Source organism: Flavobacterium sharifuzzamanii (genome assembly GCF_003254585.1).
GTDB lineage: Bacteria > Bacteroidota > Bacteroidia > Flavobacteriales > Flavobacteriaceae > Flavobacterium > Flavobacterium sharifuzzamanii.
The window spans coordinates 159,320-177,647 of record NZ_QJGZ01000040.1; the positions used below are offsets into that span (position 1 = coordinate 159,320).

An 18,328-nucleotide genomic window follows, 5' to 3' on the forward strand; every position below is an offset into this window, starting at 1 on the left:
ACGTTGATGGTACTTTTGCAGCAAAGTTATTTATAATTAGTCTAATTAAATATATGTCAGCTCAAAAATTTTTATTTGCCAGTTTATTTTTTCTAACTACGTTCTTATCATTTTCCCAGCAAAATCAAGGTTTTACAGTGTCTGGAAAAGTTGTTGAAAATTCTGGAGAAACAATTCCGTTCGCGACTGTTGTTGTCGAGAAAACAGGTTTAAGCGTTATTTCGGATGAAAACGGAAATTATATTTTAAAAAATGTGCCTTCAGGAAAACATACACTAAAAATCTCAGCATTGGGATTTGCTGTTCAGAAAAAACAGATTGAAGTTTTAGGAAGTAATTTAGAAATTACTATTAAAATGGAAAGCGAATTGCAAGAATTAGAAAGTGTTACAGTTCTTGGAAGATCACAAACCGATAAAGTAAACAAACAAGCTTACAGCGTAACTGCAATTGATGCTAAAAAACTGCACAATTCAACGCTAGATTTATCTCATGCTTTAGATCGCGTTTCAGGTGTTCGTAACCGTGAAGCGGGTGGAGTAGGTTCAAGATCGGAGCTTTCGATCAACGGATTCTCAGGAAATCAGATTAAAGTTTTTATTGATGGAGTTCCTATGGATAATTTCGGTTCTTCTTTTCAAATGAATAATATTCCAATCAATCTTGCCGATCGTGTAGAAGTTTACAAAGGTGTTGTGCCAATCTGGTTGGGAGGAGATGCTTTGGGTGGAGCGATAAATATCGTAACGAATAGCAAACCAAGAACTTTTGTAGACGCTTCTTATTCGTTCGGATCTTTCAATACGCATCGTTCAAGCATAAACGCGGGTTATACTGCAAAAAGTGGTTTTACAACCGAAATTAATGCTTTTCAAAACTATTCAGATAACAATTATTGGGTAAATGTAGATGTAGCCGATTTAAATACAGGAGCTTATTTCCCAAATCAGAGAGTTAGACGTTTTCATGATAAATATCGCAACGAAACAGTGATTGTAAATGTTGGGGTAACAGGTAAAAAATATGCTGATAAATTAATGATTGGTTTTACTGGTGGAGAAAATCAAGCAGATATTCAGACTGGTGCAAGAATGGTAAGCGTTTTTGGAAAGATTTACAGAAAAGGAAGCATTGTAATGCCAACTTTAAAGTATCAGGTTAAAGATTTATTTACCAAAGGGCTGAATGTGAATGTTACAGGTAACTACAATTTTGGTTACGAGCAGAATATCGATACCGTTTTTAGAAGATACAATTGGTTTGGTGATTATAAACAATATGCAGGAGCAGGAGGAGAAAGAAGCCGAACGCTTCGCAAGTTCTATAATAACAATGGTATAGCAACTGCGAATGCCACTTATACACTTAATGATAGACACTCTTTTATGGTCAATAATACGTTTAATACGTTCGACCGTAAAGAAAGTGACGAATTGGTTCCTGAATCATTGGTTTATAAACAGCCTAAAAAAACACAGAAAAATGTTTTAGGATTGGGGTATAAGTTAGATTATAACGATAAATGGAGTACTTCTATTTTCTTAAAAGATTATTCATTAAAAACTACTTATTCAAGAAGTTATAATCCGTCAGGAGCTACTGGCGACATTGCTTATCAAAAATATGTAGATCATACTTCGACAACTGGATATGGAGCCGCTACAAGTTATTATCTGAAACACAATCTGCAGATTAAAGCTTCTTATGAAAAGACATATAGGCTTCCAACTCCAGAGGAAATCTTTGGTAATGTGAATGATAATTTAGAAGGAAATCTTGCTTTAAAACCAGAATCTAGTAACAACTACAATTTAGGTGCGAGTTATCAAACTAGCTTCCGCGAAAAAAATGCTTTGTCTTTTGATGTAAATCTTTTGCATAGAAATGCAGTCGACTTTATTCGTCCGACATTAAATAATAATCAAACCATGACTACCAATGTCAATCAAGGGAAAGTAACCAATTATGGTATCGATGGCGAGATTAGATATTCGTACAGCAATCGTTTTACAGCTGGTATTAACACGACTTACCAGAATATTCGAAACAAAACAATGTACGAGCCAAATCAAAATTATGTGTCTCCTTTTTATAATGACAGAATTCCAAACATGCCATACCTTTTTGGAAATGCAGATGCGACAATGTTCTTTAATAATGTTTGGAAAAAAGGAAATAATCTGTCAGTAGGGTATAATCTGCTATATGTTCACACCTATTATTTGTCGTGGCCAAGTATGGGAAGCAAGGATAGCAAACTAGAAATTCCTCAACAGTTTAGTCATGATTTAAATGCTGTTTATACAATGGCAAACGGAAAATATAATATAGCATTTGAGTGTAAAAACCTTTTAGACAATAAGCTTTACGACAACTTTTCATTGCAAAAACCAAGTAGAGCTTTCTATATCAAGTTGAGATATTACTTCAGTAAATCAAATAATTAAATTTTAATACAAACACTATAATACAATGAAAAAAAGTACCACATTAGCGTTATTATCAGCTGTTATAGCTTTTACGGCATTTTCTTGCAGCAGCGATTCTGATAAACCAGGAGAAACTGGCGGAGGAACAGATACAGGGAAAACTAAATATATTATTACTGCAACAACCGGCGCAGCAGGAATTGCAGATTATTTATTAACTGCAGATGATGTTTCTACAGGATCTATAACCACTACAGGAAACGGATTGGAGCAAGATGGAACATACCGTTACTATATTACAGCACAAAACAACTTCTTTAGTTTGCTTTACGGACAAGGAAATCCAGGAGCTGTAACAACTTACAACTTAAATGCTGAAGGTAAATTGGTTAAGAAATCAGATTTTCAAGCTGAGACAGTACATGTATTTGCTGCAATCAACAAAGATATCTTAACAGTTAAAGTTCCAAGAAGTGGTGCTTCTATCGCTTCTATGTACAAAATTGATGCTGAAAAATCACTTATTACTGGCGAGGCTCAACAAGATACTAAGAAATTGGCTGGAAACGGTGAAAGAGCTTTCTATACATGGGCAACTCAGGTTGGAGATAAAGTGTATATGCCTTATATGAGTATTAAAGGAGACGGTGTAGACAACTTTGGTACTGCAAATCCAGATAGTACTTGGGTTGCGGTTTACAATTATCCAGAATTGAAATTAGAAAAAGTAATCAAAGATAACCGTACTAGTTATTTAGGAGCTTATTTCACAAACGGATTATTTCAAGATGAAAATGGAGATGCTTACGGATTCTCTGGTGCTATCGCTACTAGCAATGCTGTAATGACTTCTACAAAACCTTCTGCGATTGTAAAAATTAAAAAAGGAACTACAGAGTTTGACAAAACGTATTTCTTCAATGTTCAGGAAAAATCTGGAGGATATAAAATTTCGTCTACAACTTATATTTCAAAAGGTAAATTCTTATTGTTAATGTATGGAAATGTGGGTAAAAACAACGGTGCAGTAAAAATGGCGATTGCTGATGTTTACAACCAAACGTTTACGTGGGTAACAAATGCTCCAGAAACATTAACTTCTGTAACTAGCCGTTACAATATTACTTCAGAAGACGGAAGTTCTGCAATTGTAGGTATTAATACTCCTGACGGAAACTGGATTTACGCTATCAACGGTACAACTGCGATTGCAACAAAAGGTATGAAAGTGGAAGGCGGACAAATTACTGCAATCCAAAAATTAAAATACTAATATTTTTTTGCCGTAAGTCCTATTTTATAAGGACTTACGGTTTTTTTATTTATCCTATTTATCTATCCAATTATGTTTTCTTCTTCAAAACCAAATAATAAGAAAAAAAGTAAAAAGTCGCTTTTTAAGCGTATAATGGCCTGGCTGCATTTGTGGCTTGGTTTAGCATCTGGAATCATTGTGGTCATTGTCAGTCTAACGGGCTGTATTTATGTTTTTGAAAATGAAATAAAAGATTTTATCGAAGACTGGCGTTTTGTAAAACCTCAGGAAAAAGCATTTTTATTGCCGTCTCAGTTGGTAACGATTGCAGATAATAAAATGAAAGATAAAAAAGCAACAAGCGTAACTTTTGGAGCAAAAGATGAAGCGGCGATTGTTGGTTATTTTGTGGAGAAAAAAGATAATGCCGAAAGAGGAGGTAAAGAAGAAAATAAAAAAGGCGAAAGAAGAAAAGATTTTGCTAAAAATGAAAGCAAAAACGAAAAATCTGAGGTAAAAGCTCAGAAGAATGAAAAAGGTAAAGGCAAAGGAAAAGATGAAAAGCGTAAAGGTGGCAGAAGACAGGGGACTTTTATTAGCGTTTATATGAATCCGTATACTGGAGATATATTAAATATAAAATCGGTTTCTAGAAGTGATTCTCCTGACTTTTTCAGATGGATTTTAAACGGGCATCGTGCTTTGTGGCTTCCTTATGATATTGGAAGACCAATCGTTGGAGTTGCAGTTTTAATCTTTGTTGTTTTACTGATCTCTGGAATCGTTTTGTGGTGGCCAACAAAATGGATAAAATCTATTATTGATAAAAGTTTTAAAATAAAATGGGATGCCAGTTTTAAGCGTGTCAATTATGACATGCATAATGTATTTGGCTTTTACAGTTGCATTTTCCTGTTTTTTATTGCCGTAACAGGTTTAGTATGGAGTTTTGGATGGTGGAGTAAATCTTTGTATTGGGTTACTTCTGGAGGAAAACCATTGGTTGAAAACCGCGAATCTCCAAAATCAGATACAACTCACATTGCCGTATTTAATATTACAACAGCAGACAAAGTTTTGCTGAATTTAAGAAAAGAGAATCCTCAAGCAGCTGGAATTTTAATCAGTATTCCTGCGAAACCTGCAGATCCTATTGGTGCTTTTGTTTATAAGCAAAGACATACTTTTTATAATATGGATCGATATAGTTTTGATCAGCAGAGTTTGAAAGAAATCTCGATTAAGACACCTTTTTCAGGAAAATATGTAGAAGCAAATATTCCAGACAAAATCAGACGTATGAATTACGATATTCACGTAGGAAGTGTTCTCGGGCTAACAGGGAAAATTATTGCATTTTTAGCGAGTTTAATTTCTGCCAGTTTACCCATCACAGGATTTATTATTTGGTGGGGAAAACAGAAATTTGGCAAAAAGAAAACTGCGGCAAAACCAAAAGTGACAACTAAAGCAATTCCCGTTTCTAAATTGAAAAGAATAGCAGAACAAGAAGTTACTGCTTAAACATATAAAATTGGTTTTTATAATTCCTTTTTGTTTTTTTTTTTTTTGAAAAAAGGCAAAACTTTTACAAGTTTTGCCTTTCTTTTTTTAGTTATATCCGTTTGATTTCAGCCATTCTTCGCAATCTTTAGTCCAATATTTGCTAGTGTCAGCAACGCCTAATCCAAATCCGTGACCACCTTTTTCATATATATGCAATTCTGCAGAAACGCCTTTTTTCTTTAGTGCCAAATAGTAATTAATACTGTTTTCTGGAATAACGACAGTATCATCTGTAGCATGAATTAAGAAAGTAGGAGGTGTTTTAGAAGTCACTCTCTTTTCGTTTGAATAATTATTTATTAGCTCTTTTGAAGGATTATTTCCAAGTAAATTGGTTTGCGAACCTTTATGTGTGATTTCATTTTCCATAGAAATTACAGGATAAATCAGCAATGAAAAATCAGGACGTGCACTTACTTTATATGCTGATTCATACACTTTATCATCATAATGTGTTGAAGCGGTCGAAGCCAAATGTCCACCAGCAGAAAAACCTAAAATTCCAATTTTATTAGGATCAATATTCCATTTTGATGCATTCTGTCTCACGTAGCGAATCGCTTCTTGAGCATCTTGCAACGGTCCGACATTTTTGTTTTTCATGGTCAAATCAGTTGGCATTCTATATTTTAGTACAAAAGCTGCAATTCCTAAGCTGTTAAACCATTCTGCGACTTTTGTTCCTTCTTTGTCAAATGCCAAATGCGTATAACCGCCTCCTGGACAAATAACTACCGCTGTTTGATTTGGTTTTACTTCTTTCGGAATAAAAATACTTAAAGTAGGTACAGAAACCTGACTTGTACTCTGCATCTTTCCATCTTTTAACTCAGGTTTTTCTTTGTAATTGGCTGCTTGTATTTCATCTGGAATTTTATCCCATAACGGAATAACTTGATTTTGCGCATTCATAGAAAATAATCCTGAGAAAAGAAGAAAACTCAATGTAATTCCTCTTGAAAATGGTGTTTTTGTAGTTTTCAATTTAATATATAATTATTTGGTTTGTAATAGTATATGCTTTTTGTTTCAAAAAAAAGCAGCTGATGAGCTAAATTAATCAAAGCTGACAAAAAATACTCTTCTTAATTGTAAATTTCAGGACAATTTTACCCCAAAAAAGGATGAATTTCACCCATTGGCTTTTAACAAATATATTGTTTAATGTGTAATTTTGAATTCTTTTTTTTAAGTAATATGTTTATTTGATAGGCTAAAATAATTTTTTATACAATATTATTTGGATTGTACAGATTAAAAACTATATTTGTGCAATCGATTACATTATTTCTTTCCAAAGGTGTTAATTTATTGATTTTAATATTTTTAGAAAGTAGTGAATATGGTCTTTTACGATTACCAAAAATTACAAAAACTATAATACCCACTTACTATGAATCAAACCGAAACTGTTGCAGTAAATCAAGGCATCAAAACCACAGGAAAATACCGTTGGAGTATTTGTGCATTGCTATTTTTTGCAACTACAATCAATTACCTGGATAGACAAGTATTGTCGTTAACATGGAGCGATTTTATCGCGCCAGAATTTCACTGGACCAATAACGACTACGGAAATATCACTGCTTTGTTCTCTATTTTTTATGCAGTGTCATTATTGTTTGCGGGCCGATTTGTAGATTGGTTGGATACTAAAAGAGGGTTTCTTTGGGCAATCGGAATCTGGTCAGTTGGAGCCTGTCTTCACGCTTTCTGCGGTATTGCAACTTCAGGAATTATTGCAGGTGAATGGTTTGTAGGCTTTCATGGTTCAAAAGAAATAATCAGTACAATAAGCAATACAGCATTGGTTATCAATGTAAGTGTTGCTTTATTTATTTTTGCTCGTTTCGTTTTAGCAGTCGGAGAAGCAGGAAACTTTCCTGCAGCGATTAAAACAACAGCAGAATATTTTCCTAAAAAAGACAGGGCTTTTGCAACTAGTATTTTCAATGCAGGAGCAACAGTTGGCGCTTTAGCGGCGCCAATTACAATTCCATTTATTGCAAAATCATTCGGATGGGAAATGTCATTTATCATCATCGGAGCTTTAGGATTTGTCTGGATGGGATTCTGGATGTTTATGTACGATAAACCAGAAAAGCATGCAAGAGTTACGCCAGAAGAATTGGCTTATATTCAGCAAGATGATATTGAAGACAGCAAGATTGGTTTTAAGCCAGAAGCTGGAGGTAAAGTGTCTTTAGCAGATTGCTTCAAATACAAACAAACTTGGGCTTTTGCATTTGGTAAATTTATGACAGATGGTGTATGGTGGTTCTTCTTGTTCTGGACTCCAGCCTATTTAAGTTCTGTTTACGGAATGGATTCTACAGAAGCAGCATTACCTCTATTTGTACTTTACATGATTACATTATTGTCAATTATTGGAGGATGGTTGCCAACATATTTTGTAGAGAAAAAAGGAATGAATCCGTACGAAGGAAGAATGAGAGCGATGTTGATTTTTGCATTTTTCCCATTATTGGCTTTAATCGCACAACCATTAGGATATATCAGTTATTGGGTTCCGGTAATTATTATTGGAATTGCGGGTGCGGCTCACCAATCATGGTCGGCAAATATTTTTACAACAGTAGGAGATATGTTCCCTAAAAAAGCTATTGCAACCATTACAGGAATTGGAGGTTTAGCAGGTGGAGTTGGTTCAACGTTGATTAATAAAGGATCTGGAGTATTGTTTGATTATGCAAAAGATACCAATATGGCTTTTATGGGATTCAAAGGAATTGAGGCTGGATATTTTATCATATTTTCTATTTGTGCAGTTTGTTATTTAACAGGCTGGATTGTAATGAAAACATTGGTTCCAAAATACAGTCCGATTACAGATCTCTAAATAGATTTCTCAAAACTAACTAACCAACCTAAACCACAACCACATTATGAACCAAGCTAATGCAGCAATAGGAAAATACCGTTGGACTATTTGCAGTTTAGTTTTTTTTGCTACAACTGTCAATTATCTGGATAGAAATGTAATAAGTTACCTTAGGCCTTTTTTGGCAGAAGCGTTTCACTGGACCCCCGAGCAGGAGGTTATAGATTACTCGAATATTGAACTGGCATTTAAAATTGCATATGCGCTCGGAATGCTAGTTGCGGGAGGAATTATTGATAAATTGGGGACTAAGTTGGGTTATGCCATTGCAACAGGATTATGGAGTTTAGCTGCAATTGGACATGCATTGGCAACAGGAACAGGAGGGTTTTTAATTGCTCGAGTGTTTTTAGGAGTTACAGAAGCAGGAAACTTTCCGGCAGCAATTAAAGCGACAGCAGAATGGTTTCCGCAGAAAGAAAGAGCTCTTGCCACAGGGATCTTTAATTCAGGAAGTAATATTGGTGCTATAATCGTACCTTTAACTGTTCCTCATATTGCAGAAAACTATGGTTGGCAATGGGCATTTATAATAACAGGAATTGTTGGATTTATTTGGCTTGCTTTATGGTTTTTGTTGTATGAAGTGCCTCAAAAGCAAAAACGTTTATCTCAGGCAGAATTAGAATATATTACTTCAGATCAAGTTGAGGAAGTAGTAGTAGAGTCAAAAGAAAAGGTTTCTTGGATAAAATTATTATCATTTCGTCAGACTTGGGCTTTTGCAATTGGTAAATTATTGACAGATCCAGTTTGGTGGTTTTATTTGTTCTGGTTGCCAGACTTTCTGATGAAGCAATATAAGCTTAATGCGACAGAAATTATCTGGCCTTGTGCATTGGTTTATATGATTGGAAGCATTGGAAGTATCGGAGGAGGCTGGCTTCCATTAAAATTAATAAATAACAATTGGCCTGCTTACAAAGCTCGTAAAACAAGTATGTTGCTTTATGCATTTGCTGTATTGCCGGTTTTATTCGCTCAGCAATTAGGAGCTATAAATATCTGGTTTGCAATTTTAGTAATCGGATTGGCGGTTTCGGCGCATCAGGCGTGGAGTGCCAATATCTTTACAACAGTATCTGATATGTTTCCTAAAAAAGCAACAGCATCTGTTACCGGATTAGGAGGAATGTTTGGAGCGCTCGGCGGAATTTTGCTGACATTGCTAGTTCAGAAAAACATGTTTGTTTACTATACTAAACTTGGAAAAGTAGAAACAGGTTATTTTATTATGTTCTGTATTTGTGGAGCCTCATATTTATTGGCTTGGCTGATAATGCATATTCTGGTTCCTCGAATGAAAAAAGTCGAATTATAAAGAAAAATGAACAGAATTGAAATATTTTTTTCGTTTCAATTATGCTATTTAAATATAAAAATATAATTTTGTGCAATCGATTACATTAATTTAAAATTATGACAAAATATAGTTCAAGATACGCGTCAAGCCCCGAAGCTGTAAAAAAATATGACACGCAGCAATTGAGAGAAGAATTCTTAATTGATGACTTAATGCAGGAAGATGAAGTAGTATTGGTTTATTCACACTACGACAGATACATTGCAGGTTCTGCAGTTCCTGTAAAAGGTGATTTAGCTTTAGAAACTATTGATCCGCTAAAAGCTCCTTATTTTTTAGAAAGAAGAGAATTAGGAATCATAAATGTTGGAGGAAGCGGTTCGGTTGTGGTAGAAGGAACAACTTATGAGTTAGGTTTTAAAGATGCTTTGTACATCGGAGCAGGAAATAAAGAAGTAACTTTTAAAAGTGATGACAGCAGCAATCCTGCAAAATTCTATTTAAACTCAGCGCCAGCTCACACGACTTACCCAACTAAAAAAGTAAGTTTAGCTGAAGCTAATAAATTACAGTTGGGAACAATGGAAACGGCAAATCACCGCACCGTAAACCAAATGATTATTGGAAGTGTAGTAACTACTTGTCAATTGCAAATGGGAATGACGGAATTGAAACCAGGAAGTGTTTGGAATACTATGCCAGCTCACGTTCACGATCGTAGAATGGAAGTATATTTTTATTTAGATATTCCACAAGATCAAGCAGTTTGCCACTTTATGGGACAACCGCAAGAAACGAGACATATCTGGATGAACAATCATCAGGCAGTAATTTCTCCGCCTTGGTCTATTCACTCAGGTTCTGGAACTAGCAATTATACTTTTATCTGGGGTATGGCGGGTGAAAACTTAGATTACGGAGATATGGATGTTTGTAAAATCACTGATTTAAGATAAGATGACAAATTTATTTGATATAAAAGGAAAAGTTGCCCTTATCACTGGGAGTACACACGGACTGGGAATGGCAATGGCAAAGGGATTAGGTCAGGCGGGTGCAACAATTGTGGTGAACGGAAATTCTTCTCAAGAAAAAATTGATAATGCTGTAGCAGAATTAAAAAGTGAGGGCATTAACGCTGTTGGTTATAAATTTAATGTGACTGAAGAGCAAGAAGTAAAAACTGCTGTTCAGAAAATTGAAAGTGAAGTTGGACCAATCGATATCTTAATCAACAATGCTGGAATTATCAAAAGAATTCCGTTGCTAGATATGGAAGTGTCAGATTTTAGAGAAGTAGTAGATATTGATTTGGTAAGTCCGTTTATCGTTTCTAAGCATGTTGCAAAAGGAATGATTGAAAGAAGACAAGGAAAAATTATCAACATTTGCTCTATGATGAGTGAATTAGGAAGAAATACTGTCTCTGCTTATGCCGCTGCAAAAGGTGGTTTGAAAATGCTTACTAAAAATATGGCAACAGAATGGGCAAAATACAATGTTCAGATCAACGGAATTGGGCCAGGATATTTTGCAACTGAGCAAACAAAACCAATTAGAGTGGACGGTCATCCGTTTAACGATTTTATCATAAGCAGAACGCCGGCTGCAAAATGGGGAGATCCAAGCGATTTGGCAGGAGCAGCGATATTTTTATCATCAAAAGCGAGTGATTTTGTAAACGGTCACATTTTATATGTTGATGGAGGAATCTTAGCAACAATCGGAAAACCTTCAAACGAAGAATAATTTTCAAATTATATTTAAAAAGACATGAGCCAGAAATTCATACACGATAATTTTTTATTAGAAAATAAATATGCTGAAGAGTTGTACCACAATTACTCTAAAAATCAGCCCATTATTGATTACCATAATCACTTAAATCCACAGTTTATTGCAGAGGATAAAATCTTCGACAATATCACGCAAGTTTGGATTAATGGTGATCACTACAAATGGCGTGCAATGCGTACTTTAGGAATCAACGAGCAGTTTGTAACTGGAAATGGTTCAGATAAAGATAAATTCTTAAACTGGGGAAAAACGGTTCCGTTCACAATGCGTAATCCGTTGTATCACTGGACGCATTTAGAATTGGCTCGTTATTTTGATATTTATGATTTGTTGAATGAGAAATCGGCAGAGAAAATTTATATCGAAACTTCAGAGAAAATAAATTCTCAGGCGTACAGCACACAAAACCTTCTTAAAAAAGTAAACGCTGAATTAGTTTGTACTACAGAAGATCCAATCGATTCATTAGAATTTCACCAAAAATTCGCGAACAACTCAACTGGAATTAAAATGAGTACGGCTTTCAGACCTGATAAAGCCATCTTAATTGCTAATGATGGTTATAATGCATATCTGGACACATTAGGGGATGTGTCCGGTATTGCAATTAATACATATGCTGATTTACAGTCTGCTTTAAGAAAAAGAATCGAATTCTTTAATGCAAACGGATGTAAATTAAGTGATCACGGATTAAATCAAATTGATTTCGAGAACTATACAGAAAGTGAAATCAATTCTATTTTCAAAAAGAAAAGAGAAAACGGCGAATTGTCTCCAGAAGAAGTTTTAAAATTCCATAGCGCCATTTTAGTTTTCTTATCAGAAACTTATCATGAGTTTGGATGGGTTCAGCAGTTTCACTTAGGTGCATTGCGTAACAATAATGCACGTATGCATAGAATCTTAGGTCCAGATACAGGATGGGATTCTATTGGAGATTATCCGCAAGCACAAAAATTATCAGCTTTCTTAAATGCTTTAGACAGTAAAGATAAATTGACTAAAACGATTATCTATAACCTAAATCCTGCTGATAACGAAGTTATGGCAACAATGATTGGAAACTTCAACGACGGAAGCGTTCGCGGAAAAGTACAATTTGGTTCAGGATGGTGGTTCTTAGATCAAAAAGACGGAATGACAAAACAATTGAATGCGCTTTCAAACATGGGCTTAATTAGCTGTTTTGTTGGAATGTTGACAGATTCTAGAAGTTTCTTATCGTTCCCAAGACACGAATATTTCAGACGTATTTTATGTAATCTTTTGGGAGACGAAATCAAACGTGGAGAACTTCCAAATGATATGGAATGGATCGGAAAATTAGTTGCTGATATTTCATACAACAACGCTAAAGAATATTTCAAATTTTAATTTTTTTTAATCATTAAGGCATTAAGAAAATTAAGTTTTTGGTTTAATAAATAGTTGTTTAAATAATAAAGATAATTAAGCGAGTAGGCTTAATAAACTTAACCTTTAATCGCAAAGAGAACATAAAGTGAAGCTTAATTTTCTTAATGCCTTAATGGTAAAATTAAAAATATAAGAAATGAGTAGAGTAGTTGCATTTGGAGAAATTATGCTTCGTTTATCGACAGAAAGACATTTGCGTTTTTCGCAATCTACAGCATTTGGTGCTACGTATGGTGGCGGTGAATTTAATGTATGTGTTTCTCTGGCTAATTATGGTGTAAATGCTGAATTTGTTACCAGATTACCTGAAAATGAAATTGGTTTTTCTGCATTAAAAGAAATCAGAAAAATGAATGTCGAATCTAAAAACATTGTTTACGGAGGAGAGCGTTTAGGAATCTATTTCTTAGAAACTGGAGCAGGAACTCGCGGAAGCAATGTCGTTTACGATCGTGCTCACAGTGCCATGTCGACTATCCAAAAAGGACAGGTGGATTGGGAAAAAGTATTGGAAGGAGCCGAATGGTTTCACTGGAGTGGCATTACGCCAGCAATTTCAGAAAGTGCAGCTGAAGCTTGTTTAGAAGCGATTAAAGTCGCTCATAAAAAAGGAATTAAAATTTCATGCGATTTAAATTATAGATCAAAACTTTGGCAGTACGGAAAAACTCCAAGTGAGGTTATGCCAGAAATGCTAAAATACAGCAATGTGATTTTGGGAGATATAGATACAGCGTATTTCATGTTAGGAATCCCGAAAGTAAATCCGAATTATCAGGACGAAAAATCACTTCCAGCAGTATATGATAAATTGTTTGAGTTGATTCCGAGCTTAAAAATTGCGGCAACGACACTTCGTTATTCTGTTAGTGCTTCGCACCAGAGAATCGGCGGAATTTTATACGACGGAAAAGCAATTTACAGCGCAGCCGTAAAAGAAGTTACACCAGTTGTAGACCGTGTAGGAAGCGGTGATGCTTTTATGGGCGGATTAATCTATGGTCTGTTAGAATACAATAATAACCAGAGAGCATTAGATTTTGCAGTTGCAGCTTGTTGTTTAAAACATACTATTGCAGGAGATTATAACTTGGTTACTTTAAAAGAAGTTGAAAATATGATTGATGGTGATGGTTCTGCATTAGTATCAAGGTAATTTTAAATAAAAATGGCAAAATATTCAAGAATTGAAGTAGCTCAGACAATGAAAGAGAATGGTATGGTTCCGTTGTTTTTTCATTCTGACATTGAGCTGAGTAAAAAAGTTTTAAAAGCATGTTATGACGGTGGATCCCGTTTAATGGAATTTACTAGCCGAGGTGATTTTGCTCACGAAGTTTTTGGAGCTTTAAACAAATATGCTTTGGCAGAACTGCCAGGAATGATTCTGGGAGTTGGTTCTATTACAGATGCAGCTTCGGCTTCTTTGTATATGAGTTTAGGGGCAAATTTTATTGTAACTCCCGTTTTTAGAGAAGATATAGCTATAGCTTGTAATCGCAGAAAAGTGCTTTGGTCACCAGGCTGCGGTACTTTGACAGAAATTGCAAGAGCAGAAGAATTAGGTTGTGAAATCGTAAAACTATTTCCAGCTGATACTTACGGTCCAGAGTTTATTAAAGCGATCAAAGGCCCATGTCCGTGGACTAACATTATGCCTACGGGCGGTGTTTATCCAACAAAAGAAAGTTTGAGTTCATGGCTTAATGCAGGAGCAACTTGTGTTGGATTGGGCTCGCAGTTAATTTCTAAAGACATACTTGACAATAAAGACTTCGACGGACTTACTGCAAAAGTGAAACAGGTTCTTGACATTATAAAAGATATTAGAAAATAGATTAAGGGGTAATCATGCCAACTCCTTATTTTATAAGTTTTTTTAGATTTTTAGAGATTGTAATTGAACATTACGCTTGAAAAATTTAGCTAGCCATTCCTCACAGCCGGCTTTATTTTACTCAATCGGGTGTAATGTTTCATTTACAATTTTAAAGGCAGAAATAAAGAAATAAGGTTTATAAATGGTTATTTATAACGCATTAAAGAAAATTTAAAATGAAAAAATTAAATAGAGTAAATACAGGATTAGAAAAGTTACAGCCAATTAAAGTAGTTCAGTTTGGAGAAGGTAACTTTTTAAGAGCCTTTGTTGATTATGCTTTTGACAAATTAAATAAAGAAGTCGATTTTAATGCCGGTATTGCAGTAGTTCAGCCTTTGAAAGACGGTATGGTAAATATGATTAATGATCAAGACGGTCTTTATACCTTGTTTATGAACGGAATTAAAAAAGGTGAAAAGATACAAGATATTGTCTTAATTAATAACATTGTAAAAACTATAAACCCATATACTGAATTTGCAAATTATTTGGCTTTAGCTAAAGAAGAAGAACTTCAGTTTATTGTTTCTAATACTACAGAAGCTGGAATTGAATTTATTGAAAGTGATACTCCAGACATGCAGCCGCCAGTGTCATTTCCTGCAAAATTGACGGTTTTATTACATGAAAGATTTAAACATTTTAATGGAGATGCTTCTAAAGGAGTTACAATAATTCCTTGCGAATTAATTGATTATAACTCTGAAACGCTTAAAAAATACATTTTACAATATGTTGATTTATGGAAATTAGAAGATGCATTTAAAACATGGGTATCAGATGCTTGTACCTATCATAGTACTTTGGTTGACAGAATTGTACCTGGATATCCAAGAGCTGAAATTGAAGAATACAATAATAAATTAGATTATGAGGACAATTTAATTGTTGCGGCTGAACCTTTTTTCCTTTGGGCTATTGAAGGTGGAGAGGATCTAAAAGCAAAATTGCCTTTCCACAAAACAGATTTGAATGTAAAAATCGTTGATGATATACGCCCTTTTAAAATGATTAAAGTTCGTATTTTAAACGGTGCGCATACGGCAATGGTTCCTTTTTCACTTTTGCATGGTAATAAATTAGTAATGGAAACTGTCGACGGAGATTTTACAGGGAAATTTGTAAATAGCGTTATTAGTGAAATTAGTGAAACTCTTGATATGGACAAAAATGAAATTACAGCCTATTCTGAGGAAGTAATGGACCGATTTAAAAATCCATTTATCAAACATGCACTTGCTGATATCGCATTAAATTCTGTATCGAAATTCAAAGTAAGAGTTTTGCCTAGTTTATTAGGATATTATAATGCTAACAAAATATTGCCTGTTAATTTGACTTTTTCATTAGCGAGTTTAATTCGTTTCTACAAAGGAACTTGGAATGGTGAAAGTTTACCAGTTAAAGATGGTGAAGATATTACAACATTCTTTAATGGACTTTGGAAGTCTGATGATTATGAGAAAATTGCTCGTTTGACATTACAAAACAAAGGTTTCTGGGACCAAGATTTGACTGAAGTTCCAGGTTTAACAAGAGCAATTACAATTGCTTTAGAAGAAATTGATTCAAACGGAATTGAAGCTGGTTTTGCTAAGTTTCAAGAAAGAATAAAATAAATCCGTTAGATAAAAATCTAATTTGATCTGCTAAAATCTTTTTAAATCTGCGTGAAATATTTGTTACACATCGATTTTTTCACGCAGGTTTATACAGATTAAAGCAGATTTACACAGATTTAAATTTAAGCTGGTGAATATTATTGAAAAAAATAATTTCACATAACAGATAAAATAAAAGAAAAACAAAAAGAACAAAGAACAAAGGTTAATTATGGCAACGCAGAAAAAATTAATAAAAGTACACCCAACCGATAATGTTGCGGTTGCTTTGGTGGATCTTACTGCAGGCGAAGTGATTGATTTTGAAGGACAATCAATTACAGTAGAGTCTGATGTAAAAATGAAACATAAGATTTCAATGGTTCCTTTTAATGTAGGGGACAGAATCATTATGTATGGTGTTTTGGTTGGAAAAGCAAGCGCTAAAATTGAAAAAGGCGGTTTACTTTCTACAGCAAACGTAAAGCACGAAAGTGATAAAGTTACTGGTAAAACAGAAACTATTGGCTGGAATGCTCCAAATGTTGATAAATGGAAAGACAGAACGTGGCAGGGCTATCATAGAGAAGATGGACAGGTTGGAACAGAAAATGTATGGTTATTTTTTCCATTAGTTTTTTGTGAAAACAGAAACATCGAAATCTTAAAAGATATTTTTGAGAAAGAATTGATGAAACCTAAGGAGAACGATTATCAACTATTGTTGCGTTCTTTGGTGAAATCAGAAACGGGTGGAGCAGGAAATCAAGAAGCTTCAAACGATGCTAATTTATTCAATAATATTGAAGTAAAATTCATCACACACCAAGGTGGATGCGGTGGAATTCGTCAGGATTCTCATAGTTTAGCAAAGCTTTTAGCTGGTTATGTAAACAATCCAAACGTGGCTGGAGCAACAGTATTGAGTTTAGGATGTCAGAATCTTCAAATTTCAATCTTCAAAGAAGCTTTAGATGCGATTAATCCAAACAGTAAAAAACCTGTTTTAATTTACGATCAGCAGTCTATCGGTACAATTGAAACGATGTTGAGCAGTGTGGTAAAAGACACTTTTGAAGCTATTAAAAAAGCAAATGAAATTAAGAGAGAACCAGCTCCATTGTCTAAACTAAGAATTGGTTTAGAGTGTGGTGGATCTGACGGATTCTCTGGAATTTCTGCAAACCCAACATTGGGAGTGTTATCGGATCATTTAGTTGCTTTGGGAGGAACTACAATTCTTTCTGAATTTCCTGAATTATGTGGAGTAGAACAAGAATTGGTAAATCGTTGTATAGATGATGAGGATGGAAAACGTTTCTTAGACTTAATGAAATGGTACGAAAAAACAGTTGTTGATGCAGGTTCAGGATTTGATATGAATCCGTCTCCAGGAAACATCAAAGACGGTTTGATTACGGATGCTATGAAATCGGCTGGTGCTGCTAAAAAAGGTGGGACATCACCAATTACAGGTGTTTACGATTATGGAGAATATATTAGCGAACCAGGTTTTACATTGTTATGTACGCCAGGAAATGACGTAGAATGTACAACGGCTATGGTGGGTTCTGGAGCCAATATGGTATTGTTTACAACAGGTTTAGGAACTCCAACAGGAAATCCAATTGCTCCCGTTGTAAAGATTTCATCAAACACACAATTAGCAAACAAAATGTCTGATATTATCGATATCGATACTGGAGGAATTATTACAGGCGAAAAATCAATTGACGAAATGGCTGACGAAATGCTTGAGTTTATTATTGATGTTGCCAGCGGTAACATCAAAACAAAAGCTGCTATTTTAAATCAGAACGATTTTATTCCTTGGAAAAGAGGAGTATCACTTTAAGTTTTTTAGGTACTAAGGTTCTAAGGAGCAAAGTAACAAAGGTTTATATAGAAGACGCACAATATAGTGCGTCTTTTTTTGTGTGTTAGATTTATCTGTAGAAACGCACTGCAGTACGTCTTTGTTTTTCTAGAGAAAGCTCCGGAGGAGCAAAATATTTATAGCAAAAGATTAGCCGGTTACAACATAAAGCTCCAGAGGAGCGACATATATTTAGATTGCAAAAAAATATGTCGCTCCGCTAGAGCTTTATTCTCGATGACTAATTTTTATCTGTAAATATTTAGCTTCTCCGAAGATTACAAAAAAAAGCCCATTC

At 34.6% G+C, this 18,328-nt stretch carries 13 protein-coding genes; 12 read left to right on the forward strand and 1 reads right to left on the reverse strand.

Translation table 11 applies throughout. The features are described 5' to 3' along the window. Positions 1-53 precede the first annotated feature (53 nt). The 3 genes from DMA14_RS15860 (at position 54) to DMA14_RS15870 (ending at position 5,208) form a co-directional block, all read left to right on the forward strand. Positions 54-2,447 (forward strand): TonB-dependent receptor, encoded by a 2,394-nt coding sequence (locus DMA14_RS15860; RefSeq protein WP_111425569.1) that lies wholly within the window; start codon positions 54-56, stop codon positions 2,445-2,447. Positions 2,448-2,472: 25 nt separating this feature from the next. Next, positions 2,473-3,702 carry a DUF4374 domain-containing protein gene (locus tag DMA14_RS15865; protein WP_111425570.1) on the forward strand — a complete coding sequence of 410 codons (1,230 nt, stop codon included), beginning with the start codon at positions 2,473-2,475 and terminating at the stop codon, positions 3,700-3,702. A gap of 135 nt (positions 3,703-3,837) precedes the next feature. Next, complete coding sequence (locus DMA14_RS15870) at positions 3,838-5,208, forward strand: PepSY-associated TM helix domain-containing protein (RefSeq protein WP_238989984.1); 1,371 nt, start codon at positions 3,838-3,840, stop codon at positions 5,206-5,208. An 87-nt stretch (positions 5,209-5,295) separates the two neighbouring features. Here the strand turns inward: DMA14_RS15870 and DMA14_RS15875 are convergent, their stop codons facing one another. Continuing rightward, positions 5,296-6,234 (reverse strand): alpha/beta hydrolase, encoded by a 939-nt coding sequence (locus DMA14_RS15875; protein ID WP_111425572.1) that lies wholly within the window; start codon positions 6,232-6,234, stop codon positions 5,296-5,298. Positions 6,235-6,643: 409 nt separating this feature from the next. On the opposite strand from DMA14_RS15875, the gene DMA14_RS15880 reads away from it, so the two are divergent. From DMA14_RS15880 to DMA14_RS15920, 9 genes are all read left to right on the forward strand, one after another. Beyond that, positions 6,644-8,110, forward strand: a complete 1,467-nt coding sequence (locus tag DMA14_RS15880) for an MFS transporter (RefSeq protein WP_111425573.1) — start codon at positions 6,644-6,646, stop codon at positions 8,108-8,110. 46 nt (positions 8,111-8,156) lie between these two features. Beyond that, positions 8,157-9,473, forward strand: a complete 1,317-nt coding sequence (locus DMA14_RS15885; protein ID WP_111425574.1) for an MFS transporter — start codon at positions 8,157-8,159, stop codon at positions 9,471-9,473. 98 nt (positions 9,474-9,571) lie between these two features. After that, positions 9,572-10,411, forward strand: coding sequence for a 5-dehydro-4-deoxy-D-glucuronate isomerase (gene kduI / locus DMA14_RS15890; RefSeq protein ID WP_111425575.1), 840 nt, complete (start codon positions 9,572-9,574; stop codon positions 10,409-10,411). 1 nt (position 10,412) lies between these two features. Beyond that, on the forward strand, positions 10,413-11,204 hold the full coding sequence (locus tag DMA14_RS15895; RefSeq protein WP_073417848.1) for a gluconate 5-dehydrogenase: 792 nt from the start codon (positions 10,413-10,415) through the stop codon (positions 11,202-11,204). Positions 11,205-11,228: 24 nt separating this feature from the next. Then, on the forward strand, positions 11,229-12,629 hold the full coding sequence (gene uxaC, locus DMA14_RS15900) for a glucuronate isomerase (protein ID WP_111425576.1): 1,401 nt from the start codon (positions 11,229-11,231) through the stop codon (positions 12,627-12,629). A 178-nt stretch (positions 12,630-12,807) separates the two neighbouring features. After that, positions 12,808-13,827: a sugar kinase gene (locus DMA14_RS15905; RefSeq protein WP_111425577.1), complete on the forward strand. Its 1,020-nt coding sequence runs from the start codon at positions 12,808-12,810 to the stop codon at positions 13,825-13,827. Positions 13,828-13,839: 12 nt separating this feature from the next. Continuing rightward, on the forward strand, positions 13,840-14,508 hold the full coding sequence (locus DMA14_RS15910; protein ID WP_111425578.1) for a bifunctional 4-hydroxy-2-oxoglutarate aldolase/2-dehydro-3-deoxy-phosphogluconate aldolase: 669 nt from the start codon (positions 13,840-13,842) through the stop codon (positions 14,506-14,508). 218 nt (positions 14,509-14,726) lie between these two features. Next, positions 14,727-16,172, forward strand: a complete 1,446-nt coding sequence (locus DMA14_RS15915) for a tagaturonate reductase (RefSeq protein WP_111425579.1) — start codon at positions 14,727-14,729, stop codon at positions 16,170-16,172. A gap of 214 nt (positions 16,173-16,386) precedes the next feature. Then, positions 16,387-18,009 (forward strand): UxaA family hydrolase, encoded by a 1,623-nt coding sequence (locus DMA14_RS15920; protein ID WP_111425580.1) that lies wholly within the window; start codon positions 16,387-16,389, stop codon positions 18,007-18,009. The last annotated feature ends 319 nt before the right edge of the window (positions 18,010-18,328 follow it).

Coding starts and splice junctions, on each gene's coding strand:
- DMA14_RS15915 (WP_111425579.1), top strand. CDS start 14,727: ATGAAAAAATTAAATAGAGTAAATACAGGATTAGAAAAGTTACAGCCA.
- DMA14_RS15885 (WP_111425574.1), top strand. CDS start 8,157: ATGAACCAAGCTAATGCAGCAATAGGAAAATACCGTTGGACTATTTGC.
- kduI (WP_111425575.1), top strand. CDS start 9,572: ATGACAAAATATAGTTCAAGATACGCGTCAAGCCCCGAAGCTGTAAAA.
- DMA14_RS15895 (WP_073417848.1), top strand. CDS start 10,413: ATGACAAATTTATTTGATATAAAAGGAAAAGTTGCCCTTATCACTGGG.
- DMA14_RS15920 (WP_111425580.1), top strand. CDS start 16,387: ATGGCAACGCAGAAAAAATTAATAAAAGTACACCCAACCGATAATGTT.
- DMA14_RS15865 (WP_111425570.1), top strand. CDS start 2,473: ATGAAAAAAAGTACCACATTAGCGTTATTATCAGCTGTTATAGCTTTT.
- DMA14_RS15860 (WP_111425569.1), top strand. CDS start 54: ATGTCAGCTCAAAAATTTTTATTTGCCAGTTTATTTTTTCTAACTACG.
- DMA14_RS15870 (WP_238989984.1), top strand. CDS start 3,838: ATGGCCTGGCTGCATTTGTGGCTTGGTTTAGCATCTGGAATCATTGTG.
- DMA14_RS15880 (WP_111425573.1), top strand. CDS start 6,644: ATGAATCAAACCGAAACTGTTGCAGTAAATCAAGGCATCAAAACCACA.
- DMA14_RS15905 (WP_111425577.1), top strand. CDS start 12,808: ATGAGTAGAGTAGTTGCATTTGGAGAAATTATGCTTCGTTTATCGACA.
- uxaC (WP_111425576.1), top strand. CDS start 11,229: ATGAGCCAGAAATTCATACACGATAATTTTTTATTAGAAAATAAATAT.
- DMA14_RS15910 (WP_111425578.1), top strand. CDS start 13,840: ATGGCAAAATATTCAAGAATTGAAGTAGCTCAGACAATGAAAGAGAAT.